At 70.6% G+C, this 23,868-nt stretch carries 21 protein-coding genes; 11 read left to right on the top strand and 10 right to left on the bottom strand.

Annotation, left to right across the window (positions count from 1 at the left end; translation table 11 throughout):
• The first annotated feature begins 302 nt into the window (after window positions 1–302).
• Together glpD and glpK are read left to right on the top strand one after the other, a co-directional pair.
• Window positions 303–1,826 (top strand): glycerol-3-phosphate dehydrogenase, encoded by a 1,524-nt coding sequence (glpD, locus tag E4O86_RS16320; RefSeq protein WP_161141618.1) that lies wholly within the window; start codon window positions 303–305, stop codon window positions 1,824–1,826.
• 51 nt (window positions 1,827–1,877) lie between these two features.
• Window positions 1,878–3,380, top strand: coding sequence for a glycerol kinase GlpK (gene glpK, locus E4O86_RS16315; protein ID WP_161141617.1), 1,503 nt, complete (start codon window positions 1,878–1,880; stop codon window positions 3,378–3,380).
• A gap of 3 nt (window positions 3,381–3,383) precedes the next feature.
• Here glpK and E4O86_RS16310 read toward each other — a convergent pair whose 3' ends face one another.
• Window positions 3,384–4,070, bottom strand: coding sequence for a CBS domain-containing protein (locus tag E4O86_RS16310; RefSeq protein ID WP_161141616.1), 687 nt, complete (start codon window positions 4,068–4,070; stop codon window positions 3,384–3,386).
• Window positions 4,071–4,242: 172 nt separating this feature from the next.
• On the opposite strand from E4O86_RS16310, the gene E4O86_RS16305 reads away from it, so the two are divergent.
• The gene (locus tag E4O86_RS16305; RefSeq protein ID WP_161141615.1) at window positions 4,243–5,082 is read left to right on the top strand and encodes a universal stress protein; all 840 of its coding nucleotides are present in this window, start codon (window positions 4,243–4,245) and stop codon (window positions 5,080–5,082) included.
• Between the two features lie 78 nt (window positions 5,083–5,160).
• Here the strand turns inward: E4O86_RS16305 and E4O86_RS16300 are convergent, their stop codons facing one another.
• The 6 genes from E4O86_RS16300 to E4O86_RS16275 all read right to left on the bottom strand — a co-directional run bounded on the left by E4O86_RS16300 (window position 5,161) and on the right by E4O86_RS16275 (window position 11,534).
• Complete coding sequence (locus E4O86_RS16300) at window positions 5,161–6,054, bottom strand: MBL fold metallo-hydrolase (protein WP_161141614.1); 894 nt, start codon at window positions 6,052–6,054, stop codon at window positions 5,161–5,163.
• Window positions 6,055–6,096: 42 nt separating this feature from the next.
• Window positions 6,097–7,890 carry a SulP family inorganic anion transporter gene (locus E4O86_RS16295; RefSeq protein ID WP_161141613.1) on the bottom strand — a complete coding sequence of 598 codons (1,794 nt, stop codon included), beginning with the start codon at window positions 7,888–7,890 and terminating at the stop codon, window positions 6,097–6,099.
• A 118-nt stretch (window positions 7,891–8,008) separates the two neighbouring features.
• On the bottom strand, window positions 8,009–9,679 hold the full coding sequence (locus E4O86_RS16290; RefSeq protein ID WP_161141612.1) for a bifunctional protein tyrosine phosphatase family protein/NAD(P)/FAD-dependent oxidoreductase: 1,671 nt from the start codon (window positions 9,677–9,679) through the stop codon (window positions 8,009–8,011).
• A gap of 10 nt (window positions 9,680–9,689) precedes the next feature.
• On the bottom strand, window positions 9,690–10,136 hold the full coding sequence (locus E4O86_RS16285) for a DUF6691 family protein (RefSeq protein ID WP_161141611.1): 447 nt from the start codon (window positions 10,134–10,136) through the stop codon (window positions 9,690–9,692).
• Window positions 10,137–10,138: 2 nt separating this feature from the next.
• A complete protein-coding gene (locus E4O86_RS16280) occupies window positions 10,139–10,564 on the bottom strand; it encodes a YeeE/YedE family protein (RefSeq protein ID WP_161141610.1) in 426 nt (141 codons plus the stop codon).
• Between the two features lie 85 nt (window positions 10,565–10,649).
• Window positions 10,650–11,534, bottom strand: a complete 885-nt coding sequence (locus E4O86_RS16275) for an MBL fold metallo-hydrolase (protein ID WP_161141609.1) — start codon at window positions 11,532–11,534, stop codon at window positions 10,650–10,652.
• Window positions 11,535–11,632: 98 nt separating this feature from the next.
• On the opposite strand from E4O86_RS16275, the gene E4O86_RS16270 reads away from it, so the two are divergent.
• The gene (locus E4O86_RS16270; RefSeq protein ID WP_161141608.1) at window positions 11,633–11,947 is read left to right on the top strand and encodes an ArsR/SmtB family transcription factor; all 315 of its coding nucleotides are present in this window, start codon (window positions 11,633–11,635) and stop codon (window positions 11,945–11,947) included.
• Here E4O86_RS16270 and E4O86_RS16265 read toward each other — a convergent pair.
• Window positions 11,929–13,023: a CobW family GTP-binding protein gene (locus E4O86_RS16265; protein ID WP_161141607.1), complete on the bottom strand. Its 1,095-nt coding sequence runs from the start codon at window positions 13,021–13,023 to the stop codon at window positions 11,929–11,931. The genes E4O86_RS16270 and E4O86_RS16265 overlap by 19 nt on opposite strands.
• Window positions 13,024–13,263: 240 nt before the next feature.
• Here E4O86_RS16265 and E4O86_RS16260 point away from each other — a divergent pair, with 240 nt between their 5' ends.
• Entirely contained in the window at window positions 13,264–14,490 is a 1,227-nt protein-coding gene (locus tag E4O86_RS16260) for an LVIVD repeat-containing protein (protein ID WP_246206449.1), read from the top strand.
• Between the two features lie 9 nt (window positions 14,491–14,499).
• Here the strand turns inward: E4O86_RS16260 and E4O86_RS16255 are convergent, their stop codons facing one another.
• A complete protein-coding gene (locus tag E4O86_RS16255) occupies window positions 14,500–15,180 on the bottom strand; it encodes a hypothetical protein (protein ID WP_161141606.1) in 681 nt (226 codons plus the stop codon).
• Between the two features lie 600 nt (window positions 15,181–15,780).
• Here E4O86_RS16255 and E4O86_RS16250 point away from each other — a divergent pair.
• The 6 genes from E4O86_RS16250 (at window position 15,781) to E4O86_RS16225 (ending at window position 22,520) form a co-directional block, all read left to right on the top strand.
• Window positions 15,781–17,067 (top strand): imelysin family protein, encoded by a 1,287-nt coding sequence (locus E4O86_RS16250; RefSeq protein ID WP_161141605.1) that lies wholly within the window; start codon window positions 15,781–15,783, stop codon window positions 17,065–17,067.
• Window positions 17,068–17,137: 70 nt separating this feature from the next.
• Window positions 17,138–18,595, top strand: coding sequence for a multicopper oxidase family protein (locus E4O86_RS16245; RefSeq protein WP_161141604.1), 1,458 nt, complete (start codon window positions 17,138–17,140; stop codon window positions 18,593–18,595).
• A 14-nt stretch (window positions 18,596–18,609) separates the two neighbouring features.
• Window positions 18,610–19,815, top strand: a complete 1,206-nt coding sequence (locus E4O86_RS16240; RefSeq protein WP_161141603.1) for a di-heme oxidoredictase family protein — start codon at window positions 18,610–18,612, stop codon at window positions 19,813–19,815.
• Window positions 19,812–20,894, top strand: coding sequence for an imelysin family protein (locus E4O86_RS16235; RefSeq protein WP_161141602.1), 1,083 nt, complete (start codon window positions 19,812–19,814; stop codon window positions 20,892–20,894). The genes E4O86_RS16240 and E4O86_RS16235 overlap by 4 nt, the downstream gene beginning before the upstream one ends.
• 88 nt (window positions 20,895–20,982) lie before the next feature.
• A complete protein-coding gene (locus E4O86_RS16230; protein ID WP_161141601.1) occupies window positions 20,983–21,987 on the top strand; it encodes a DUF1513 domain-containing protein in 1,005 nt (334 codons plus the stop codon).
• 23 nt (window positions 21,988–22,010) lie between these two features.
• The gene (locus E4O86_RS16225; protein WP_161141600.1) at window positions 22,011–22,520 is read left to right on the top strand and encodes a metallophosphoesterase family protein; all 510 of its coding nucleotides are present in this window, start codon (window positions 22,011–22,013) and stop codon (window positions 22,518–22,520) included.
• Here E4O86_RS16225 and E4O86_RS16220 read toward each other — a convergent pair.
• A partial coding sequence (locus E4O86_RS16220; protein WP_161141599.1) for a molybdopterin cofactor-binding domain-containing protein occupies window positions 22,521–23,868 on the bottom strand: 1,348 nt, incomplete at its 5' end.

The following is a 23,868-nucleotide window of genomic DNA, read 5'->3' as shown; positions in this document are numbered from 1 at the left end:
CCCGGCGCCGCCGGGCCGCCCGCTGCGGCGCGGAGCAAGACCTCCGCCCGGTGCGCCCCGCCGGCCGCCGCGGCGCGGTCGGACGGCACCAGCGTCGTGACCACGGCGAGGAGAAGCGCAACCAGCACGGAACAGACGGACCGCATCGCCCCGGCATCCCAGATCGGTCGCGCGACGGCAAGCCACCGGCGTTCACGAAGGAGAGAGCGCGGCCGGGCCGGCGCGGCGGACGAAACTTTCGGGCAAGCCCGACCGCGTTTCGGCTATGCTCCGGGCATTCCGCCGGCAGACCGAGAGGCGACGTGCACCGGGGCGCTTTCGACCTCGCCATCATCGGCGGCGGCATCAACGGATGCGGGATCGCGCGGGACGCCGCCGGGCGGGGGCTCTCCGTCTATCTCTGCGAGCAGGACGACCTCGCGAGCGCCACCTCGTCGGCATCGACCAAGCTGATCCACGGCGGGCTGCGCTATCTCGAATATTACGAGTTCCGCCTCGTCCGCGAAGCGCTCGCCGAGCGCGAGGTGCTGCTCCGCGCCGCGCCGCACGTCGTCCGGCCGCTGCGCTTCGTGCTGCCGCACCATGCGGGCCTGCGCCCGTTCTGGCTGATCCGGCTCGGGCTCCTCCTCTACGACCATCTCGGCGGGCGCAGGCTCCTGCCGCCGGCGCGCAGCCTCGATCTCCGCTGCGATCCCGCGGGGGAGCCTCTCAAGCCGGCCTATCGCAAGGGGTTCGAATATTCCGACTGCCGGGTGGAGGACGCCCGCCTCGTCGTGCTCAATGCGCGCGCCGCCGCTGAGCTCGGCGCGGTGATCGAGACGCGGACGGAAATGCTCCGGGCGGCGCGGGCGGACGGGCTGTGGTCGGTGATCGTGCGGGACCGCGCCACCGCGCAGGAGCGCCGGATCACTGCGAAGGCGCTCGTCAACGCCGCCGGCCCGTGGGTGGCGGAGGTCGCCAGCCACCGGCTCGACAAGCCGCTCGGCGCGCCGGTGCGGCTCGTGAAGGGCAGCCACATCGTGGTCCCGCGCCGGTTCGCGCACGACCGCGCCTACATCTTCCAGAACGCCGACGGCCGCATCGTCTTCGCGATCCCCTACGAGCGGGACTTCACGCTGATCGGCACCACCGACCTCGACTTTTCCGGCGATCCCGGGCACCCGGCGATCTCGCCCGAGGAGACCGACTATCTCTGCCGGGCCGTGAACGACTATTTCGCGGACCCGGTCCGGCCGGAGGACGTCGTGTGGTCGTTCGCCGGCGTGCGGCCGCTCTACGACGACGGCGCGAGCGCGGCCCAGGCTGCGACGCGCGACTACGTGCTGGAGATCGAGGGCGGGCCCGGCACGCCGCCGCTCCTCGGCGTCTATGGCGGCAAGATCACCACCTACCGGCGCCTCGCGGAGGCGGCGCTCGCCAAGCTCGCTCCCTTCTTCGAAGGGCTCGGCCCGTCCTGGACCCGCGATGCGCCGCTGCCCGGCGGCGATTTCGATCCGGCGGCGCTCGAGGCCGAGGCGCAGGCGGTGACGACGCTCTGTCCCGCCTGCGGGCCGGAGATGGCGCGCCGCCTGGTGCGCGCCTACGGCACCCGGGCCCAGCGGATCGTGGCGGGCGTGGCGAGCGAAGCGGACTGGGGCGAACGCTTCGGCGCCGATCTCACCGAGCGCGAGGTGCGCTATCTGATTGCGGAGGAATGGGCCCGGCGCGGCGAGGACGTGCTCTGGCGCCGCTCGAAGCTCGGCCTGCACGTGGGGTCCGAGGATCGCGCGCGGCTCGACGCCTTCATGCTCGGGGCGGCCGGGGAAGCGGCGGAGCGGACGGGCTGAGCGCGGCTCGCACGGCACGCCGCGCCGCGGAGAAGAGGCAGGGAGGCTCAGATGACGGGCTACGTGCTCGCGCTCGACCAGGGAACGACCTCCTCGCGCGCGATCCTGTTCGACCCCGCGGGCCGGATCGTGGCGGCCGACCAGCAGGAGTTCCGCCAGCACTTCCCGGCACCCGGACAGGTCGAGCACGATCCGGAGGATCTCTGGACGAGCACGGTCGCGACCGGCCGCAACGCGCTGGCGAAGGCCGGCATCCGGCCGGCCGAGGTCGCCGCCATCGGAATCGCCAACCAGCGCGAGACCACGCTCGTCTGGGACCGCGCGACAGGCCGGCCGGTCCACCCCGCCATCGTCTGGCAGGACCGCAGGACCGCCAGCCTCTGCGCAGCGCTCCGCGCGGAGGGCGCCGAGCCGATCGTCGCGGAGAAGACGGGGCTCATCCTCGATCCCTACTTCTCGGCGTCCAAGATCGCCTGGATGCTCGATGCGGTGCCGGGCGCGCGGGCGGAGGCGAACGCCGGCAGGCTCGCCTTCGGCACCGTCGACGCCTGGCTCCTGTGGCGGCTCACAAGCGGAAGCGTCCACGCGACCGACGTCACCAATGCGTCGCGCACCCTCCTCTTCGACATCCGCAGCCAGGACTGGGACGACGGCCTTCTCGCCCTCTTCGGCATTCCGCGGAGAATGCTGCCGGAGGTGCTCGATTGCGCGGCCGCGTTCGGCACCACCGATCCGGACGTGTTCGGCGCTGCGATCCCGATCCTCGGCGTCGCCGGCGACCAGCAGGCCGCAACGCTCGGCCAGGCCTGCTTCCGGCCGGGCATGCTGAAATCGACCTACGGCACAGGCTGCTTCGCCGTCCTCAACACCGGCGCCACGCCGGTCGTGTCGAAGAACAAGCTCCTGACGACCATCGCCTGCCGCCTCGGCGGCCGCACCACCTATGCGCTCGAGGGCTCGATCTTCATCGCCGGCGCCGCCGTTCAATGGCTCCGCGACGGGCTTGGGCTCATCGCCCAGGCGGAGGATTCTGGCAGGCTCGCCGCGGCGGCCGATCCCGAGCAGGACGTGGTGCTGGTACCCGCCTTCACCGGCCTCGGCGCGCCCCATTGGGACGCGGACGCCCGTGGCGCGCTGTTCGGGCTGACGCGCGCCACCGGCCCGGCCGAGATCGCCCGCGCCGCGCTGGAAGCGGTCTGCTTCCAGACGCGCGACCTCCTCGAGGCGATGCACCGGGACTGGGGCGCCGGCGGCGCCGAGACCGTGCTCCGGGTCGACGGGGGCATGGTCGCGAGCGACTGGATGATGCAGCGTCTCGCCGACCTTCTCGACGCCCCGGTCGACCGGCCGAACATCCTCGAGACGACGGCGCTCGGCGCGGCCTGGCTCGCGGGAAGCGCCGCCGGGCTGTGGCCCGACGCGGACGGCTTCGCCGCGACCTGGCAGTGCGAGCGCCGCTTCCAGCCCGCCATGGGCGAGGAAGAGCGGCGTCGCAGGACCGCGTCCTGGCGAGAGGCCGTCCGCCGGACGCTGAGCGGGGCCGCGCCCCGCTGAAGGCTACTCGGCCGCGTAGGGCCGGATCATCATGTGGTCGTTCACCGCCCGGACGCCGGGGGTCGATTCCGCCGCCACGCGGATCGCCCGCCGCTCGTCATCGGAATTGACCATGCCCCAGATCTCCACGACACCGTCATGGACGCTCGCATTGGTGAGCCACGGCATGCCCCAGGGCTGCGCCCGGATATGCGCCATCACGCTCTCGCGGATTTCGTTGTCGCTCGCCGCCGCCGCAGGCACGCTGATCGGGACGCTGGCGAGCGCCCGGACGAGATTGGAGCGGCTCACGATTCCGACGACGCGGCCGTCCCGCACGATCGGGAGACGCTTCACGCCGTAGCGTTCGAGCCGGTTCGCGATCTCCGCGAGCGAGGTCGATTCGTCGGCGGTCACCACGTCGCGCGTCATGATGTCGGCGACGCGGAGGCCGTGCGACTTGACGTAGTCCTGGCCGGAGGCGCTGGTATCGCTGAAGACCTGCAGCCACCAGGACCGGCGGCGCTCGGTGCCGATCTCGTGGCGACGCACGAGGTCGCCCTCGCTCAGGATCCCGACCAGCTTGCCGGCGGCGTCCACGACCGGCACGGCGCTGATCCTGTGCTGGAGGAGAATCTCGGCGGCTTCGCGCACGGTCATTTCCGGCGGAACGGTGATCACGTCCTTCGTCATCACATCGGCGGCGTTCATCGCAATCCTCCCTGATCGACGGCGGCGAGAATAAGCCGCGACACGATCATGGCAACTACAGCCGCCGCCCCGCTCCGGGCTTGATCCAGCGCAAAGGCGCCCGCCGCCCGCGCCTCCTATGGTCGCGGGCGACAAGGCCGTTTTGCGCCGCGACCGGAAGAGGAGGAATCTCATGGGCCGTCCACGCACAGTCGCGGCGATCGTCTCGGGGCGCCTGGCCGTCGAACCGGCCGTCGAGGCCTCCCGAATCCTGTTCGGCGACGGCGGCGGCACGATCGTGGGCGTGATGGCCGCCCCGGTCGTGATCTCCTATGCGCTTCCGCCGGGAATCCTCGTGCCGAGCTTCATCACCGACCAGGTCGAAGCGAACCGGCGCGCCGCCGGAGCCGCCGAGGCGGAGCTGCGGCGGCGCTGCGCGGAGGCCGGGCTCGGCTGCGACTGGCGCGAGGCGGACGTGGCGCAGTACCGGGTCTCGCTGTCGGCCGGCCGCATGGCGCGGACGGCCGACCTGGCGGTCGCGCCCATTCCAGGCGCCGACGGTAGCGTCGGTGAGCATCAGGTCGAGGACATCGTGTTCGAATCCGGGCGGCCGGTGCTGGTGCTTCCGCCGGGCTGGCACGGCAAGACCCTGGGCAGGCGCGCGCTCGTGGCGTGGGACGGCGGCCGCGAAGCCGCGCGCGCCGCCTTCGACGCGCTGCCCCTCCTCGGCGGGGCGGAGATCGTCCGCATCGCTTCCGCGCAGGAGAGCGCTGCCGGCAAGGCCGCGGCCGGCGGCTCCGCCGCGGAACTCGCCGCCGCCTTCGCGGGCCACGGCCTGCCGGTCGAGACGACCGAGATCCGCGCCGCGGACGGCGGCATCGCAAGCGTGCTTCTCCGCGAAGCGGAGACGCTTTCCGCCGACCTTCTCGTGATGGGCTGTTTCGGCCATTCCCGGGCGCGGGAGATGATCCTCGGCGGCGTCACGCGCGACATGCTGCGGAACGTGACGCTGCCGCTGCTTCTCTCCAACTGAATTCAGCCGGAGGACGGCCGGCGCGGGCAGCGCCGCGGCAAATCCCGCCGAGGCGCGCAGGATGCCTGGCCGGCTTGGTCAGAACCGGTTGAGCGGGATCTTGAGGTAGCTGTTGCCGTCGGATTCCGGCTTCGGCAGCCGGCCGCCGAGAAGGTTGACCTGGAGCGCGGCGAGCATCCGGTCGGGCAGCGGGAGCGTCGCGTCCCGGCCCTCGCGCACCTTCACGTACTCGGCCTCCGAAACGCCGCCCTTCAGGTGCTTGTTCGTGAGCTTCTGCTCCGCGACCGAGGCCTCCCAGATCGGATCGCGGCCGCCCTGGCCGTAATCGTGCCCGACGAAGAGGCGCGTATCGTCCGGCAGCGCGAGGATCGCCTGGATCGAGCGGTAGAGGACAGCGGCGTCGCCGCCCGGGAAGTCGGCGCGCGCGGTCCCGGAATCAGGCACCATCAGCGTGTCGTGGACGAAGGCGGCGTCGCCGACCACGTAGGTGACCGAGCCGAGCGTGTGGCCGGGCGAGAGCATCACGCGCGCTTCCAGGCTGCCGATGCTGAACGTGTCGCCATCGGCGAACAGACGATCGAAGTCCCGCCTCGGGTCGAAGACGCCCGGCAGGTTGTAGAGCTTCGACCAGAGCTCCGCGATATCGAGCACCTTCTCGCCGATGCCCTGCTCGGCGCCGAGCTTCTCCTTGAGATAGGCGCTCGCCATCATGTGATCGGCATGCGGGTGCGTGTCGAGCACCCATTCCACGTCGAGGCCCCGGCTCTCGACATAGGCGACGATCTCGTCCGCGGAGGTCGTGGCGGTCTTCGCGCTCCGCGAATCGAAGTTCCACACCGGGTCGATGACGGCGGCCTTCTTCGTCGCGGGATCGATCACGACGTACTGGATGCTGCCGGTGTCCTTCTCGTAGAACCCCACCACCTCCGGCGAGGCCGCGCCGCGCGAGTTGCTCGTCCTGCTCAAGCTCATGGCAAACTCCTTCTCATGCTGTCGGGCTGGAAACGGATCGGGTCAGAGGACCGCGAGCGCGGTCGAGGGCGCCTGCGAGCCGCCCGAAGAATCCGGCGGCAGCCCGTCCGGGGCGGCGCGGGCGAGCCGGGCCGTCCCGGGATCGAGCGCCGCGATCGCGGCATACTGACTGAGGAACACACGGCCGGTCAGGTCCTGCAGGAAGTGGCTGCGCTGCAGGCGGTCCATGACGGGCCCCTTCACCTCGGAAAGATGGAGGGTCACGCCGAGATCCTTCAGGCGGGCGTTGACAGCCTCCAGGCTCTCCAGCGCGCTCGCATCGATCTCGTTCACGGCCGTGCACATCAGCACCACGTGCTCGAGCGCGGGCCGTTCGGCCACGAGGTCGTAGATCCGGTCCTCGAGGTAGCGCGCATTGGCGAAATAGAGGCTCTCGTCGACGCGAAGGCTCAGGACCCGGGCGTCGGTGGCGACCTTGTGGCGATCGACGTTGCGGAAGTGCTCGGTGCCCGGCACGAGCCCGACCACAGCCATGTGGGGGCGGCTGCTCCGGTAGAGATAGAGGAGGACGGAGAGGAGCACGCCGGCGGTGACGCCGATCTCCACGCCGATGAGGAGCGTGGCGACGATAGTCGCGGAGACGGCGGCGAAATCCGCCTTCGAATAGCGCCAGGTCCGGCGGAGCACGCTGAAATCGACGAGCGAGAGCACCGCCACGATGATCGTCGCCGCGAGGGTGGCCTGGGGCAGGAAGTAGAGCGCCGGGGTGAGGAAGAGGGTCGCCACCGCGATCCCGACCGCCGTGAAGGCGCCCGCCGCGGGCGTCTCCGCGCCGGCATCGAAATTCACCACCGAGCGCGCGAAGCCGCCGGTCACAGGATAGCCGCCGGAGATTCCGGAGGCGAGGTTCGCGGCGCCGAGGGCGATGAGCTCCTGGTCCGGATCGATGCGCTGGCGGCGCTTGGCGGCGAGCGTATGGGCGACCGAGACCGATTCGACGAAGCCGATGATGCTGACGAGCGCGGCGGAACCGGCGAGCTCCAGCCACAGATCGAGGTCGAAGGGCGGCAGCGTGGGCGCGGGCAGCCCGCGCGGCACCTCGCCGACGATGCGCACGCCGGCCTCCGCGAGGCCGAACGCCCAGGCGGCGAGGCTCGTCGCGGCGACGGCGGCGACCGGCCCGGCCTTGGTCAGGAGGTCGGCGAGCCGGGGCCGCAGTCCGGCCCGGAGGAGGACCGGCTTCAGCCCCCTGCGGACCCAGAAGAGGAAGGCGAGCGCGGTAAGCCCGACCGCGACCGTCGCCGGGCTCGTCTGCGGCAGCGCGCCGGCGAGCGAGAGGACGATTTCGAAGAGGTTCTCGCCTCCCGCCTTCACGCCCAGGATGTGCTTCAGCTGGCTCGCGGCGATGATGACGCCGGAGGCGGTGATGAAGCCGGCGATCACCGGATGGCTGAGGAAGTTCGCCAGGAAGCCGAGGCGGAGCAATCCGAGCGCGACGAGGAAGGCGCCGGACAGGAAAGCGAGGGCGATCGCGGCGGCGAGATAGTCCGGCGTTCCCGTCGCCGCGAGCTTGCCGACCGCCGCCGCCGTCATCAGCGAAGCGACGGCGACCGGCCCGACGGCGAGCGTGCGGCTGGTGCCGAAGAGGGCATAGGCGACGAGCGGCAGGATGCTCGCATAGAGCCCGATCTCGGGCGGGAGACCGGCGAGCAGCGCATAGGCGAGCGATTGCGGGATCAGCATGATCGTCACGATCACCGCCGCCACGAGGTCGTTCGCCAGGACGTTCCGATCGTAGCGCGGGGCCCATGCCAGGATGGGGAGGTACCTGGACATTCGCCCGGACGCGGAACGCCGCGTCCCGTCCGGCCCGGAGGTCCGGGCCGCCCCGACTTCGCTCGTCATCACACTACTCCCTTGGAGCCCGTCGCCCGGGGCCGGCCCGGGCAGGGGTTCAGCCGCCGGCCCGTTCCGGCTTCGCCAGGTATTCGCGCCCTTTGAGCATGGCCTGCCAGTAGACCGGCGGCAGCACCCGCTCCTTGAGGTACCAGGCGAGCCGGCTCGGCTGCGTGCCGTCGATCACCCATTTCGGAAAAGTCGGCAGCAGCTTGCCGCCATAGCCGAATTCCGCGAGCACGATCTTGCCGCGCTCGACCGTCAGCGGGCACGAGCCGTAGCCGTCATAGGCGGCCGCCTTCTGGACCTTGCCCATGTCGTGCAGGAGGTTTTCGGCCACCACCGGCGCCTGCTTGCGCGCGGCCGCCGCGGTCTTGGCGTTCGGCATGCCGCCGACATCGCCGAGCGCGTAGATGTTCTCGTACTTCTTGTGGCGGAGCGTGGCGGGATCGACATCGACCCAGCCGGCCGCGTCCGCGAGCGGGCTGACCCGGATGAAATCGGGGGCCTGCTGCGGCGGGCAGACATGGATCATGTCGAACTTCGTCTCGACGATCTCGCCTTCGCCCTCCCCGCCGGTCTTCTTGAACCAGGCGGTCTTGGCGGGCCCGTCGATCCGGACGAGATTGTGCTGGAACTTCAGGCCGATGCCGTAGGCCTTCACGTATTCCATCAGCGCCGGCACGTATTCCTTCACGCCGAAGAGCACGGGGCCGGCATTGTAGAACTCGCTCCCGATGTTCTTCAGCACGCCCTGGCTGCGCCAGTGATCGGCGGAGAGGTACATCACCTTCTGGGGCGCGCCGGCGCACTTGATCGGCATGGGCGGCTGCGTGAAGAGCGCGCGGCCGGATTTCGTCCGCTGGACGAGCTCCCAGGTATAGGGGGCGAGATCGTAGCGGTAGTTCGAGGTGACGCCGTTCTTTCCGAGCGTCTCGGTCAGCCCCGCCACGCCGTCCCAGTTGAGCTTCAGCCCCGGCGCGACGATCAGGCGCTCGTACCTCACGACGCGGCAGCCTTCCAGGATGACGGCATTCGCCTCCGGCTCGAACGCCACGACCGCTTCCCGGATCCACTTGACCCCGGCCGGGATCACGTCGGCCATGTTCTTCCGCGTCGCCTCGGGCTTGAACACCCCGGCCCCGACCAGGGTCCAGCCCGGCTGGTAGTAATGGACCTCGGAGGGATCGATGATCGCGATATCGAGCGAATCGTCGCGGTGAAGAAGGCTCGCCGCGACGGCGGCGCCGGCCGAGCCGCCACCGACGATCACGATCTGGTGGCTCGTCTCCGCCATGTCGGTCGGCACCCGGCCCTGATTGGCGATGCGCCGGACCGCGCCGCCCATGTCGTAGCCCGCCGTCTTGGCGCGGCCGAGAATATCGGGGATCGGCCGCTTGCCCGCCTCCGAAAGCGCCCACAGCGTCGCGGACCGCGTGCCCGTCCGGCAGAAGGCGAGCACCGGCTTCGGAAGGTCGGCCATGGCCTGACCGAATTCCTTGACGTTCTCGTCGGAGATCTTGCCCGGGGCCACCGGCAGGTAGCGGATCTCGATGCCCTTCTCGGCGGCCGCCTGCCGCACCTCCTCGAATGTCGGCTGGTCAGCGCCTTCGCCGTCCGGCCGGTTCACGATGATGGACTTGAAGCCGGCCGAGGCGACGTCGGCCATTTCCTTCGGCTCGACCTGAGGCCGGACGGCGAGATCGTCTGTCAGGAATTTGTAGTCCATTCGTTCCTCCTTATGCGCGCTCCGGGGCGGGTTCACGCGCGGCCAGCGCATTCGCGGGTAGCTGCCGGGCACCCCACATGCCGAGAAGCATGGCTGGAACGAACACCAGAGTCCCCGGCGCGGCAAGCAGAACCGATGTCACGGCCGGCCCCGGGCAGAATCCGCCGAGGCCCCAGCCGATTCCGAACGCGGCGGCGCCGGTGATGAGCCGGAGGTCGAGATCCCTGCGCCTCGGAAGTTCGAACACGCCGCCGAGGAGCGGAATCTTGCGGGTCCAGGTGAGACGGTAGCCAACGAAGGTGACGAGGACAGCGCCGCCCATGACGAAGGCGAGGCTCGGATCCCACGTCCCGAAGAGATCGAGGAAGTTCAGAACCTTCGCCGGGTTGGCCATGCCCGAGACGACGAGGCCGAGGCCGAAGACCAGGCCCGTCACGAAGCCGATTACCTTGCCCAAGCTCAGCCCCCGATCACATGCCGCGCGACGAACACCGTCACGATGGCCGTCGCCATGAACACCAGAGTCGCCGTCAAAGCGCGCGCCGAAAGGCGCGAGAGACCGCACACGCCGTGCCCGCTGGTGCAGCCGTTCCCGAAAACCGAGCCGAATCCGACGAGGAGGCCGGCAACCGCCATCAGCACGAAATCGCCCGAGACGGCCTGCACCGGCGGGGCGCCGGTGACGGCCCATGCGAGCAGCGGCGCGGCGGCCATGCCGGCGATGAAGGCCGCACGCCAGCCCCAATCCGGCGCGGCCGGCGGCAGCAGCCGGCTCAGAATGCCGCTGATGCCGGCAATCCGTCCCATGAAGAGCATGAGGAGCACGGCCGAGAGCCCGATCAGCATGCCGCCCGCAGTCGAGCCGATAGGTGTGAATTCGGTCATTTCTTCTCCGAAGATCCTGCCGCCGGGTCCGGGCGGGCGCACGCTCCGCCCCGTCCGGATCCGGCCCTGAGTTCCGCCGCGCCGCTCAGGCGTGGAGCGGCGACTGCACCAGCTTCACCGGAAGCTTGAGGTAATGCACCCCGTTCGCCTCCGCCTCCGGGAACCTGCCGGCCCGGATGTTGGTCTGGATCGAGGGCAGGAGCAGGAGCGGCGCGGCGAGGCCGGCATCCCGCTGCCGCCGCCAGGCCACGAACTCCTCCCTGCTGCGGCCGGCCAGATGGACGTTCCGCTTCTCCTGCGCGACCGTCGTCTCCCACGCATATTCGTCGCGCCCCGGCGCCTTGTAGTCGTGGCACATAAAGAGACGCGTCTCGTCGGGAAGCGCGAGAAGCCTCTGCATGGAATCGTAGAGCTTCTCCGCGTCGCCGCCGGGAAAATCCGCCCGGGCGGTGCCGTAATCCGGCATGAAGAGCGTGTCGCCCACGAACACCGCGTCCCCGATCCGGTAGGCGACATCGGCCGGCGTGTGGCCGGGCACGAAGATCACCTCGGCCTCGAGCCCGCCGATCCTGAACGTCTCGCCGTCGGCGAAGAGGCGGTCGAATTCGGAGCCGTCGCCGGAAATGTCGGTCAGGTTGAAAACCGGGCGGAAGATCCGCTGCACGTCGCGGATGTGATCGCCGATCCCGACCTGCGCGCCGGTCCTGAGCTTCAGGTAGGGCGCCGCCGACAGATGGTCGGCATGGGCATGGGTCTCGAGGATCCACTCGACCGCCACGCCCTCCTCCTTCGCCGCGGCGAGAACCGCGTCCGCGGAGGCCGTCGACGCCTTGCCCGAGCGGTGGTCGAAGTCGAGGACGGGGTCGATCACGGCCCCCTTACCGGATTCCCTGTCCCACACCAGATAGCTGATCGTGTTGGTCGGCCCATCGAAGAAGGCGCGGATCGCGAGCGCTTCTGACCTGGTCATGTCCTTCTCCCTCATTTCGGCCGGACGCTTCCGGCCGGCTGATGGGAGCCATATATGAGTGTTTGCTAATTTAGCAATATCTAATGTACGGTGCGGCGATGGATCTCTTGGAAGCCCTGGACACATTCGAGCAGAAGGCCGCGGAAGCGGCGGCCATGCTGCGGCTTCTGGCGAACGAGAAGCGCCTGCTGATCCTCTGCCGGCTCGCAGGCGCCGGCGAGATGAGCGTAAGCGCGCTCGCGGCGGCCGTGGACCTGAGCCAGTCGGCGCTGTCGCAGCATCTCGCCAAGCTCCGCGCCGACGGCCTCGTCGCCGCGCGTCGGAGCGCGCAGACGCTGCACTACCGGATCGCCGACGAGCGGGTGGCGACCCTGCTCGCGACGCTCAAGGACATCTACTGCCCGGCGGGCTGACCCAGCACCATCCGCCGGAACGCCGCCTCCAGGCCGTCGCCGTCGAGGTCCTTGTAGATGAAGACGATCCGTGAGCCGCGGCCGGCCGGCGGCCAGGCGGCCAGCCGGTAGGGCCGGCCGAAGCTCGCGCCCACGCCTTGCAGCACGACGGGACGGTCCTCGCCTTCGAGATCGAGGATGCCCTTGATGCGCAGGAACCGGTCGCCGCGCAGGGAGATCAGCGTCTCCAGGAATTCCCGCAGCCGTTCGTAGGCGATCGGCCCGTCGACAATCACCGACCGCGAGGCGATGCCGGCATGGGAGAAGCCGTGGTCATGCCCGGCGTGCCCCTCCTCGTGCGCGTGATCGTGATGGTCGTGTCCATGCCGGTGGTCCTCGTGCGCATCGTCATGGCCGTGCCGGAGCCGCGCCTCGCGCCCGGCCGCCCCGAGCGGGCCGGCGAAGAGGAGGTCCGGGTCGATCGCGCCGTGGACCGCGCGGTGAACCGGTACGCCCGGATTGAGCGTCTCCACGACGCGCTCGAGCCGGCGCGCCGCGGCCTCCGGGGCAATGTCGGTCTTGGTCAGGACGACCACGTCGGCGAGCGCGATCTGGTGCTCCACCTGCTCGTGCTCGGCGAGCTGGCTGCCGCCCTGCTCGGCGTCGAGCGTGGCGACGATCGTGCCGACCGCGCAGCGAGCGCCGACCGTCTCGCTCGTCTGCAGCGCATGCACGATCGGCACCGGGTCGGCGAGCCCGGTCGTCTCGATCAGCACGCGCGAGAAGGCCGGAATCCGGCCGTTCGCGGCATTCGCGAAGAGGTCGTCGATGGTGTCGACGAGATCGCCGCGGATCGAGCAGCAGATGCAGCCGCTGTCCATGAGCACAGTATTCTCGAAGGAGGAATCGACGAGCTCGTGGTCGATCCCGATCTCGCCGAACTCGTTCACGATGAGCGCGGTATCGGCCATGCGGGGATCCCGGACCAGCCGGTTGAGGAGCGTGGTCTTGCCGCTTCCGAGAAAGCCAGTGATGACCGAAACCGGCACCCGGTTCGGCCGTACCGTCCCCGGCGTCCCGCCCGTCCCGCTTGTCATGGCTCCCTTCCTCCCGCTGCGCCGACCTTCGCCGTCCGGTCTCCTGAGAAAGGACATCGGACGCCCCGGCCGCAAATGCAATCCGCCGCAGGCATCAGGAAATCTGCTTCGAGCCATCATGTTTTGGCCCCTCCCCGAGGCCCGGGGCTCTCCGTATAAGGACGTCGAACGCCCGCCCGGCCGCCGGCCGGGACGGATGGCGCGAAGGGTTCAGGCCGGAACGGGACCGGAGGAGGAAGCATGGCTGAAATCAAGGGCATGAAGTACATCACGCAGGATCCGCTCCTGGGCTTCGGCTCGGTCGGCGAGGGCATGAGCCTGCAGGCCTGCAGCGACGGCCGGCGCATCCTCTGGCTGGCCCACGAGGGCCCGCCCAAGAACTTCACCGGCGTCGACGTGACCGATCCGCGCAAGCCGCGCGTGATCATCCAGACCGACCTGCCGCACCAGAACATGCGGTCGAACTCGCTCGAGGTGACCGGCGACATCATGGCGGTCGCCTACCAGACCTATTCGATGGGCGAGAGGAATGCCGGCATCGAGCTCTTCGACGTCTCGAAGCCGGAATCGCCGCGCTCCATCTCCTTCTTCGACTGCACGGGCACGCATTCGCGCGGCGTGCACTGCCTCTGGTACGTCGACGGCGAGTTCATCCACTGCGCGAGCGGCGCGGCCGATTTCCAGCCGCGGCATCCGCGCGACGACCAGTTCTACCGGATCATCGACGTGCGGAACCCGGCGAAGCCGGAGGAGGCGGGCCGCTGGTGGCTGCCGGGCACGCGCGAGGGCGACACCGAGCCTCCGCCGAAGCGGCTCAACCCGGAGCCGCTCGGCACGCCGAACGGCAAGGACGCCTTCCGCGCCCACAACACCAACGTCTATCCCGACCGGCCGGACCGCTGCTACATCGGCTATATCGACGGGGGCGCGATCACGCTCGACATCTCGGACAAGGCGCATCCGAAGGTCGTCGCGATCTGGAACCCCAACCCGCCCTATCCCGGCTTCACGCACACCTCGATGCCGCTCGTCGACCGCGACCTCCTGATCGTCTCGGCCGAAAGCGTGCAGCCGGACGCCCGCGACTGGCCGAAGCTTACCTTCGTGCTCGACAACCGCGAGGAGACGAACCCGATCTCGATCTCGACGCTGCCGCTGCCGCCGGTGGAGGAGTACCGCCATCGCGGCGGGCGCTACGGCTCGCATAACCTCCACGAGAACCGGCCGGGCCCCTCCTACCGCTCCGACACGATCGTGTTCGGGACCTTCTTCAACGGCGGCGTCCGCGCCTATGACACGACCGACCCGTTCCGGCCGGAGGAGGTCGCCTATTTCGTGCCGGATGCGTCCGAAGGCTCGCGCGTGCCGGCGACGCAGATCAACGACGTCTATGTCGACGAGAACGGGATCGTCTACGCGGCCGAGCGGCTGACCGGCGGCATCCACATCCTCGAGCTCGACATTTGAGCGGGCGGCTCAGGCCGCCACCCCCTCCCTGAGGCCGCGGGGCCGGAACGGGCCCTGCGGCACCGCCTGCCCCGCTTCGAACGCCCGAAGCGCGGCCGGGAAGCGGGGATCGGCGAAGAGCCCCGCCCCGCGCGCGAGATCGCTCCGGGTGAGGACGACCGGCACGATCGCCTCCGACCGCGGGACCTGCGCCGCGCCCCCCGTCACCGTCACGAGCACCAGGCCACCGCCCGTCCAGAAGCCGAAATCGCCGGAGACCATGCGCGCCTCGGAACCTTCGGCGGCGACCACGCCGACGAGCGGCCTCAACGCCGAGAACACGAAATCCTCCGGACGGAAGAGACCCTTCGACCAGGCGAGGCGGGACGCGAGCGCGCCGGCCTCCGCCGCCACGCGCTCCGCCGCGAAGCGGAAATAGCTCTCCACGAAGAGGCGCTGCGGCCGCGAGAAGGCATCCACCTCCTGCATCGTCTCGGCTTCAAGGGCGGCAAGCCGGCTTGCAGCGTCGGGCGTCTCGGCGAGCTGCTCGGGCGCGTAGCGGCGGCCGTCGTCCTCGTTGAGGCGAAGCGCCGGCGTCTCACCCGGCACGAAGAGACGGCCCTCCCCGCGCGCCGCGGCTTCGAACACCGCCGCCGCCTCCGGCAAAGTCCGCTGCCGGCGTCCCGAAAGCACCGCGATCGCATGCGCCATTCCGTCCTCCCGTGCCGTTCCGCCGGCCGCCAGCGCTGCGATCCCGCATAGGCAACCCACGACGCGCCGGCAACCGGCTTCCTTCCTGCGGCCCGGGCACGGCAAGGCCGACGCGCCCCGTTCGCGGCCAGGCAGTCCCGCGCAGCGGCGCGCGCCGGCAGGAACATTCCGGGAGAAGATCGCCGCACATAAACCGGTCCTGAAAGTATTTCCCTGCTACATCCGGCGGCTTTCGTCTCCGCCGATTCCGCGAGATGCACGGGTTAGAACGATTCCAAAGTAAATCGGTTGACATGACAAGCTGAAAAGGCATGATCCCGGCGCGCCGTCGGCCGACGGGGCAACCTTTGATGTGGGGGCCTTGAACCCCTTCGATTGGAGGATCCGATGTTGAGCTTCGTCGCGGCGGGCCGTGCTCCGCCGAAATTGCCGTTCCGCCCGCCCTGCCGCTCCGGCGGGGGCCAGGACGCACCCCGCGCGCGCCAAGGCGCGTGACGCGGGACCGAAGCGCCGATCCAGCCTCTTCCTACGCTTCGCACCGCGCGGGCCCCGGCTCGCGCCCGAAAGCGTCCACTGAACTTTGACCTCAGGGGGAATACCATGATCAGACCAGCCGTTCTGCTGTCCTATGCTTCGGCCGCCGCGCTGAGCCTCGCCGCGGCCGTGACGCTCGCCCGCGCGGACACGCCGGAACCCGCCGCCGTCGTCGACGCCTATGGCGACATCGCGCTCGCGATGTACGAGGACGCGCTCGCCGGCGCGAAGGCGCTCGACGCGGCGGTGGACAAGCTGATCGCGGAGCCCACCGAGGACAACCTGAAGGCCGCGCGGCAGGCCTGGCTCGCGGCGCGCCCCGCCTACCAGCAGACCGAGGGCTACCGCTTCGGCAACGCAATCGTGGACGACTGGGAGGGCCGGGTGAACGCCTGGCCTCTCGACGAGGGCCTGATCGACTATGTCGACAAGGACAGCTACGGCGAGGAATCGGACGAGAACCCGCTCTACACGGCAAATGTGATCGCCAATCCGTCGCTCAGGATCGGGCCGGACGTGATCGACGCCTCGAAGATCACCAAGGAGCTGATCTCGGAGAAGCTGCAGGAGGCGCAGGGCGTCGAGGCGAACGTCGCGATCGGCTATCACGCCGTCGAGTTCCTGCTCTGGGGCCAGGACCTGAACGGCACGGGCCCGGGCGCCGGCACGCGGCCCGCGACCGACTACGACACGGCGAACTGCACCGGCGGAAACTGCGATCGCCGCGCGGACTACCTGAAGGCCGCCTCGGATCTTCTCGTCGACGATCTCGAGGAGATGGTGGCGAACTGGCAGGACGGCGGGGCCGCCCGCAAGGAACTCGCCGACAAGGGCGAAAACGGCGCGCTGGCGACCGTCCTGACCGGCCTCGGATCGCTTTCCTACGGCGAGCTCGCCGGCGAGCGGATCAAGCTCGGCGTGCTCCTGCACGATCCGGAGGAGGAGCACGACTGCTTCTCCGACAACACCCAGAACAGCCACTATTACGATCAGGTCGGCATGATGGCGATCTGGGACGGCGCCTATAAGCGCACCGATGGCTCGACGGTCGAGGGCCCGTCGATCGCCGATTTCGTCGCGGCGAAGTCGCCCGAGGCGGCCGAGCGCGTCAACGAGGCGATGAAGGCGACGCTCGCGAAGATGGACGTCATGAAGAAGACGGCCGACAGCGGCGAGATGGCCTACGACCAGATGCTCGCGGCCGGCAACGAGAAGGGAAACAAGATCCTGCTCGACGTCGTCGATTCGCTCGTCGCGCAGACGCGGGCGATCGAGGGTGCCGTGCACGCGCTGAACCTTTCGATCGAGGTCGAAGGCTCCGACAGCCTCGACAATCCGTCCGCGGTGCAGTGACCCGGTCCTGATCCGCCAAAGTGCCGCGCCCGCTCAAACAAGGGGCGCGGCCCACCATCCAAGGTTCGTCATGTTCACGCGGAGAGCCTTTCTCGCTTCCGCCGGCGCCATGGTCGGCAGCGCTGCCTTCGCCGGCGCGAAGGTGCTGCCCGCCCCGGCGCGCGCGCTCGGCCCGGCGGTCAGCCCGGCCGCGGAGGGGGTGAAGGAGATCACGCTCTCGGCCGCCGAGAGACCGTTCGCGCTGCCCTGCTTCGGCGGGCGCACCGTGCAGCTCTGGACGTTCCGGGAGGGCGCCTTCCCGCCGGTCGTGCGCATGAAGCTCGGCGAGACGCTCCGTGCCCATGTCGAGAACCTCATCCCGCGCGAGGGCGAGCACATCACGGTCCACTGGCACGGGATCCGCCTCCCCAACGCCCAGGACGGCGTGCCCTACGTGACGCAGCGCCCGATCGAACCCGGCGAGAGCTTCGACTACGAGTTCACGCCGCCCGATACGGGGACGTTCTTCTTCCACACGCACTGCAATACCGCCGAGCAGCTCGAGCGTGGCCTTGCCGGCGTGCTGATCATCGAAGGCGACGAGACGGAACCCTATGACGGCGAACGCCTGATCGTGCTGCGCGACTGGAGCATCGGTCCGGACGGAGGGATCGGCTCGTTCTACAGCGCCGAAGGCGCCGGGCGGGCGGGCACGTTCGGGGAGATCCGGACCGCCAACGGCGCCGTGAACCCCACGCTGAACGTTCCCTCCGCCGCCGATATCCGGCTCCGGATCCTGAACGTCGACCGCACCCGGATCACGCAGCTCGGGATCGAAGGCGCCGAATGCGCCGTGGTGGCGGTCGACGGCATCGCCGTGCCGCCCTTCCCGCTCAAGGCCTGGCGGGCCGGACCGGCGATGCGGCTCGACGTCGTCATGCGCACGCCGGCGCCGGGCGGCTCGGCGACCCTCTACGACTATTACGCCGCGGAGCCCGTGCCGCTCGCGACGTTCTGCACGGAAGGGCCGCCGCTCCGCAGCCGGGACTTCGATCCGGCGCCGCTCCGGGCGGCAATCATACCGGAGCCCGGCATGGCGGATGCCGAGCATCTCCGGTTCGACTTCTCCGCCGCCGTCGGCGCTCCGGTGCCCGTCACGGGCGGCGCACCGGAGACCGGCAAGTTCATCGGCGAGCTCTGCCTCGCGCCGCAGACCTTCTGGGCGATCAACAAGCAGTCCTGGCCGGGGCGGGATCATTCGACCGTGCCGCCGCCGCTCGCGACGCTGACCCGGGGGAGGAGCTACGTCTTCACGCTCGCCAACGCGACGCCCCACATCCACCCGATCCATATCCACGGCCACAGCTTCAAGGTGCTGAAATCGAACAAGCGGAACCTGCCGGTCCATCATGCAGACACGGTTCTGCTGATGCCGAAGGAGCGCGTCGAGGTCGCCTTCGTCGCCGACAATCCCGGCGACTGGATGTTCCACTGCCACATCATCGAGCACCAGGAGACGGGCATGATGGGCATCCTGCGGGTCGCTTGAGGCCACCCGCCGGCATGACCTCGAAAGCGCGCATCCTGCTTGCCGCCGCGACGGTCCTCGCGCCGGCCCTGGCCTTCGGCGATGCCGGGCTCGACCGGGAGATCGGCCGCGCCCTCTTCGAGCGTCTGTGGGTCCCGGCGCCGGCCTCCACCGATGCCGCGGACGGTCTCGGCCCGCTGTTCAACGCGCGCGCCTGCGCCACCTGCCATTCCGGCGCCGGCGGCGCGCGCTTCGCGGCGGCACCGGACGGCGGGATCTCGGCGCGGGGCCTCGTCGTCCGGTTCGGGGACGCGGCGGGCACGCCGGACCCGACCTACGGACGGCAGTTGCAGGACCACGCCGTGAACGGCCTCGCCGCCGAAGGGACGCTCGTCGCCGCGCTGGCGCCCGACGGCTCGCTCGAAGCCCGTCCGGACCTTGCGCGCGGCGCTCTCCGGGCGGGAATGCGGATATCGCTCCGCAACGCGCCGCCGCTCTTCGGCATCGGCGACCGCGAGCGCGTGGACGAGGCGGCGATCCTCGCCCGCGCCGACCCCGAAGACCGCGACGGGGACGGCATCTCCGGCCGGCCGCGGATGGTGGAGACCGCGGAGGGTCCGCGCGTCGGCCGGTACGGCTGGAAGGGCGAGAGCGCCGATCTCGAGACCCAGGTCGCCGACGCCTTCGCGCTTGATCTCGGCCTCTCGAGCGCAGCCGCTCCGCATCCCTACGGCGACTGCACGAGACCGGAGCCGGACTGCCTCGCCGCGCCGACCGGCGAGAGCGGCCTCTTCGAGGGGCACGAGATCTCGGCCGAAATCGTCACGCTCGTCGCCGATTATCTCCGCGGGCTGGCCGCGAAGAAGCCGGCGCCCGACCGCGGCCAAGGGGCGCGCCTCTTCGCCGCGGCGGGCTGTGCGGCGTGCCATGTCCCCGACATGGCGGACACCGCCGGGGGACGCGTGCGCATTTTCACCGATTTCCTCTTGCATGATATGGGCGAACACCTCGATGACGGGGTGGGCGGGCCCGGCGTCGCGTCATCCGAATGGCGCACGCCCGCGCTCGTCGACCTCGCGCCGCGCGAGGGCCGCCGACGCTATCTCCACGACGGCAGGGCGGGGACCTTGGAGGCGGCGATCCGGGCGCACGCGGGCGAGGCGGCGCGCGCGCGGGCGAAGTTCCTCGCGTTGGAGGCCCGCGATCGCTCCGCGCTCCTCCGCTATCTGGAGAGCCTATGACCCGGATCCTCGCGTCCGCCCTCGCCTTCCTTTCGCTCCTCGCGGCCACCGCCGCGCCGGCGGCCGCGGCCAATGACGAGGCGGGACAGGCCGCGGTCGTCGAGCGCGCGGTGACGCAATACATCGTTCCGAACTACCGCCAGCTCGCCGAGAGCGCATCGACGCTGGCGGGCCGCATCGACCGGCTCTGCAAGGAGCCGGACGCCAAGAAGCTCGAGGACGCGCAGGCCGGCTTCCGCGAACTGCTCCGGGCCTGGGCGGCGGTGGACTTCCTCCGCTTCGGGCCGATGGCCGATGGCGGCCGCTACGAACGCTTCGCCTTCTGGCCCGACCCGCGCGGCATCGGCCAGCGCCAGCTCCGGCGGATGATCTCGGAAGCGAACCCGGCGCTCCTCGGCGAGGGGGCGCTGAAATCCCAGAGCGCGGCGGTGCAGGGGCTCCCCGCACTCGAGGTCCTGCTTTTCGAGGAGCCGGTCACCGCGGCCGAAGGGGCGTTCAGCTGCGGCCTCGCCGCCGCCGTCGCCAGGAACCTCGCCGGCATTGCCGCCGAAGCGCGGGACGGCTGGCTCGGCGAGACCGGATGGAGCCGGCTGATGGCCCGGCCGGGCCCGGAGAATGCGGTCTACCGGTCCCGCGCCGAGACCCTGACCGAGCTTCTGAAGGCGGAGCTGACCGGCCTCGAGCAGACGCCGGACCAGCGCATCCGCCCGGCGCTCGGCGACAGCCCCGAAACCGCGCGGCCCCGCGCCGCGCCCTACTACCGGTCCGGCTCCACCGCGGAGTACTGGCACGCCACCGCGCGGGCGCTGACGAGCTTCGCGGAGAAATCCGAGATGATGAGCCTCCTCCCCAAGGAGAAGAGCTGGATCGCGAACTCTGTCGCGTTCGAGTTCGACAATCTCACGCGCACACTCGGCGCGCTGACGCCCCCCGTGGAGACGATCCTCACGGACCCGGCACAGAGAGACAAGGTGAGCTATGCCCTGGTGGTCTTCTCAAGCCTCAAGAACCTCTTCCACGACCAGTATTCGCCGGCGGTCGGGCTCTCGCCGGGCTTCAACGCGCTGGACGGCGATTGACCGGCGGACGCTCCTGACCGGGGCGGGCGCGGCGCTCGCCCTCGGGCTTGCCCCGCGCCAGGCAGCCGCGCTCGCGGCGAGCGACCTCGTGTTCCTCGCGCCGTGCCGGAATGCGGCCGGCAGCTATGCGATCCTCGTCTTCACGGAATCCGGCGAGCCCGTCCGCGAAGTGGCGCTTCCCTCCCGCGGGCACGACGTCGTGCTCGACCAGGCGGGCCGGCAGGCGGTCGCCTTCGCGCGCCGCCCGGGCACGTTCGCCATCGGCTTCGACGTCGCCGGCGCGCGCTCGCCCGCAAGCTTCGCCTGCCCGCCCGACCGCCACTTCTACGGCCATGGCGCCTTCGCCCCCGATGGCCGCCTCCTCTATTCGACCGAGAGCGACTACGCCCACGGCGCCCGCGGCGTGGTCGGCGTCTACGACTGCACCGACGGTTTCCGGCGCATCGGCGAGCTCGACAGTCACGGGATCGGCCCGCACGAGCTGATCCTGATGCCGGACGGCCGCACGCTTGCGATCGCGAATGGCGGGATCGCCACCCATCCGGCGACGGGGCGCGAGAAGCTCAACCTCGACACGATGCGCTCCTCGATCAGCTTCGTCGACCGGCTGACCGGAGACCTCCTCGCCCGCCACGAGACGCCTGCCGAGTTCGGCCGACTGTCGATGCGGCACATGACGGTGGACGGCTCGGAGTTCGTCTGGTTCGGGGGCCAGTGGGAGGGCAGCCCGGTCGACGTCCCGTCCGTGATCGGCCGCGCCTCGCTCGACAGCGCGGTCGAGCTGCTCCCCTCCGGGCCGGAACTGCCGCTTGCGCTCGAGGGCTATATCGGGTCGATGGCGAGGAGCCGCGACGGCTCGGTGATCGCGGCCTCTTCCCCGAAGGGCGGCCGCATCCTCCTCATCGATGCCGCCACGATGAAGATCCTCTCCGAGGAGCGCCTCTTCGACGGCTGCGGCGTGACGGGCATCGGCAACCGGGCCTTCCTCGCCACGTCCGGGGCCGGCACGATCCTCCCCGTCGCCAGCGATACCGGGCCGGGCCGGCCGGCGACCTTCCCCGTCGCGTTCGACAATCACGTCAAGGCGGTCTGAGCGCGGCACCCCACATTCCACCGATGGCGACCTTCTTCACCTCGGACACCCATTTCGGCGATCCGCGCGTGCTCCGCCTGGACAAGCGGCCCTTCCCGAGCGTTGCCGCCCATGACGAGGCGCTCTTCGCGCTCTGGAACGAGACCGTCGGGCCGGACGACGTCGTCTGGCATCTCGGCGACTTCGCCCGCGGCGACGCCGAGCGGATCTCGGCGCTGCTCGCCCGGCTGAACGGCCGAAAGCACCTGATCGTCGGCAACAACGATCCCGAGGCGACGACCGGCGCCCCGGAATGGCTGAGCGTCGAGCACTACCGGGAGCTGACCGTCGACGGCGTCGACCTGGTGCTCTGCCACTACCCGTTCCGGACCTGGAACGGCATGGGCAGGCGCCGGCGCGACCTGCACGGCCACAGCCACGGCAGGCTTTCCCGGATGACCGGCCAGTACGATGTCGGCGTCGACGCCTGGAACTTCCGGCCGGTCGCGCTGGCGACCATTCTCGCCCGGCGGTCGCGGGCGAGACCGGCCTGATCAGGCGAGCAGCGCGTCCATGATCCGCGCGCGCGTGAGCGGCAGGTCGCGGATGCGGGCCCCGAGCGCGTGCGCCACGGCGTTTCCGAGCGCGCCCGCGGTCGGCCCCTGCGCCACCTCGCCGAGGCCGAGCGGCGGCTGGTGCGGCTCGCCGACGAAGCGGATCTCGATCTCCGGCACCTCGGAGAAGCGCAGGATCGGGTAGCGGTCCCAGTCGAGCGCCGCCGACGAGCCTCCCTCGAAGCGAACCTGCTCCTTCAGCGCCCAGCTCGCCGCCTGCACGATGCCGCCCTCGATCTGGTTCGCCGCGCCGTCGGGATTGACGAGGAGGCCGGCATCGACCGCCGCGAAGGCGCGCCTGAAGGAAACCTGGTCGTCGACCTGGACCTCCGCCACGATCGCCATGTAGCCGGCCTGGTTCTTGTAGCGGCCGAAGGCGATGCCGCGGCCGGTGCCCGTGCCCGCCGGCGCGCCGGCGACCCATCCGGCCATCGCCGCGGCGGTCTCCAGCACGCGCCGCGCCCGCGGATCGGCGGTCAGCGCGAGCCGATAGGCGAGCGGATCCTCGCCCGCCGCCTCAGCCAGCTCGTCGATGAAACACTCGATCGAGAAGAGGTTCATGAAGGTGCCGAGCCCGCGGAGCGAGGAGGTCCGGACCGCCGGCATTTCGAGCAGATGATGCAGGATGCGCTGGTGCGGCAGGTCGTAAAGGGCCCGGGCATTGCGCATCGCCCCGCCGCCGTCCGGATCGACCGGATCGGAGGTCTCCTTCGGCGGCGGCGCGGCATCGGGCAGCGCCTCGGCGCCGATCAAATTGGCGACGCCGTTCGACCCGGGCCGCTGGCCGTGGGCCGCGCTCCAGAGCTCGAATGTCCAGTCGGCCGGCCGGCCGGCCCCATCCAGCACGGCCTCGACGCGCACCGACGCGGCCGGGCCGTAGGCGTCCGCGGCGAGTTCGTCGCGCCGGCTCCACTGCGCCCTCACGGTGCGGCCGGGACGGAGCGTCGCGACATAGGCCGCATCGAAGGCCGCGTCGTCGGCCGGATTGTGGCCGTAGCATCCGGCGCCCTGGGCGTGGTGCACGACGACGTTCGCCGGATCGAGCCCGAGCGTGCGGGCGATCCAGCCCCGCAGCGCGAAGACGTTCTGGGACGCCGACCAGACGTTCAGCACGCTTTTCTCGAAGCGGGCGAGCGCGGTCGAGGGGCCGATCGAACCGTGCGCGAGATAGGGCCGCGAATAGGATGCCGAAAGCGCGCGCCCGCCGCCGGCCGGGGCCCGCTCGCCGGCCTCCACCGCGCGATCGCGGCCGGCCTGCGCGCGCAGATGCGCCGGCCGGTCCGCATCG

The organism is Propylenella binzhouense, from assembly GCF_009866965.1.
Classification (GTDB): domain Bacteria; phylum Pseudomonadota; class Alphaproteobacteria; order Rhizobiales; family Afifellaceae; genus Propylenella; species Propylenella binzhouense.
Note: the sequence above shows the minus strand (reverse complement) of the source record. Positions and strands in the feature narration are given on the sequence as shown.

Bases quoted from the DNA above. Each gene is read 5' to 3' on its own strand.
- E4O86_RS16305 (WP_161141615.1), top strand. From the start codon at position 4,243: ATGGGCCGTCCACGCACAGTCGCGGCGATCGTCTCGGGGCGCCTGGCC.
- E4O86_RS16300 (WP_161141614.1), bottom strand. From the start codon at position 6,054: ATGAGCTTGAGCAGGACGAGCAACTCGCGCGGCGCGGCCTCGCCGGAG.
- E4O86_RS16290 (WP_161141612.1), bottom strand. From the start codon at position 9,679: ATGGACTACAAATTCCTGACAGACGATCTCGCCGTCCGGCCTCAGGTC.
- E4O86_RS16245 (WP_161141604.1), top strand. From the start codon at position 17,138: ATGTTCACGCGGAGAGCCTTTCTCGCTTCCGCCGGCGCCATGGTCGGC.
- E4O86_RS16255 (WP_161141606.1), bottom strand. From the start codon at position 15,180: ATGGCGCATGCGATCGCGGTGCTTTCGGGACGCCGGCAGCGGACTTTG.
- E4O86_RS16260 (WP_246206449.1), top strand. From the start codon at position 13,264: ATGGCTGAAATCAAGGGCATGAAGTACATCACGCAGGATCCGCTCCTG.
- E4O86_RS16235 (WP_161141602.1), top strand. From the start codon at position 19,812: ATGACCCGGATCCTCGCGTCCGCCCTCGCCTTCCTTTCGCTCCTCGCG.
- E4O86_RS16270 (WP_161141608.1), top strand. From the start codon at position 11,633: ATGGATCTCTTGGAAGCCCTGGACACATTCGAGCAGAAGGCCGCGGAA.
- E4O86_RS16225 (WP_161141600.1), top strand. From the start codon at position 22,011: ATGGCGACCTTCTTCACCTCGGACACCCATTTCGGCGATCCGCGCGTG.
- E4O86_RS16265 (WP_161141607.1), bottom strand. From the start codon at position 13,023: ATGACAAGCGGGACGGGCGGGACGCCGGGGACGGTACGGCCGAACCGG.
- E4O86_RS16310 (WP_161141616.1), bottom strand. From the start codon at position 4,070: ATGAACGCCGCCGATGTGATGACGAAGGACGTGATCACCGTTCCGCCG.
- E4O86_RS16250 (WP_161141605.1), top strand. From the start codon at position 15,781: ATGATCAGACCAGCCGTTCTGCTGTCCTATGCTTCGGCCGCCGCGCTG.
- glpK (WP_161141617.1), top strand. From the start codon at position 1,878: ATGACGGGCTACGTGCTCGCGCTCGACCAGGGAACGACCTCCTCGCGC.
- E4O86_RS16295 (WP_161141613.1), bottom strand. From the start codon at position 7,890: ATGTCCAGGTACCTCCCCATCCTGGCATGGGCCCCGCGCTACGATCGG.
- E4O86_RS16280 (WP_161141610.1), bottom strand. From the start codon at position 10,564: ATGACCGAATTCACACCTATCGGCTCGACTGCGGGCGGCATGCTGATC.
- E4O86_RS16275 (WP_161141609.1), bottom strand. From the start codon at position 11,534: ATGACCAGGTCAGAAGCGCTCGCGATCCGCGCCTTCTTCGATGGGCCG.
- E4O86_RS16240 (WP_161141603.1), top strand. From the start codon at position 18,610: ATGACCTCGAAAGCGCGCATCCTGCTTGCCGCCGCGACGGTCCTCGCG.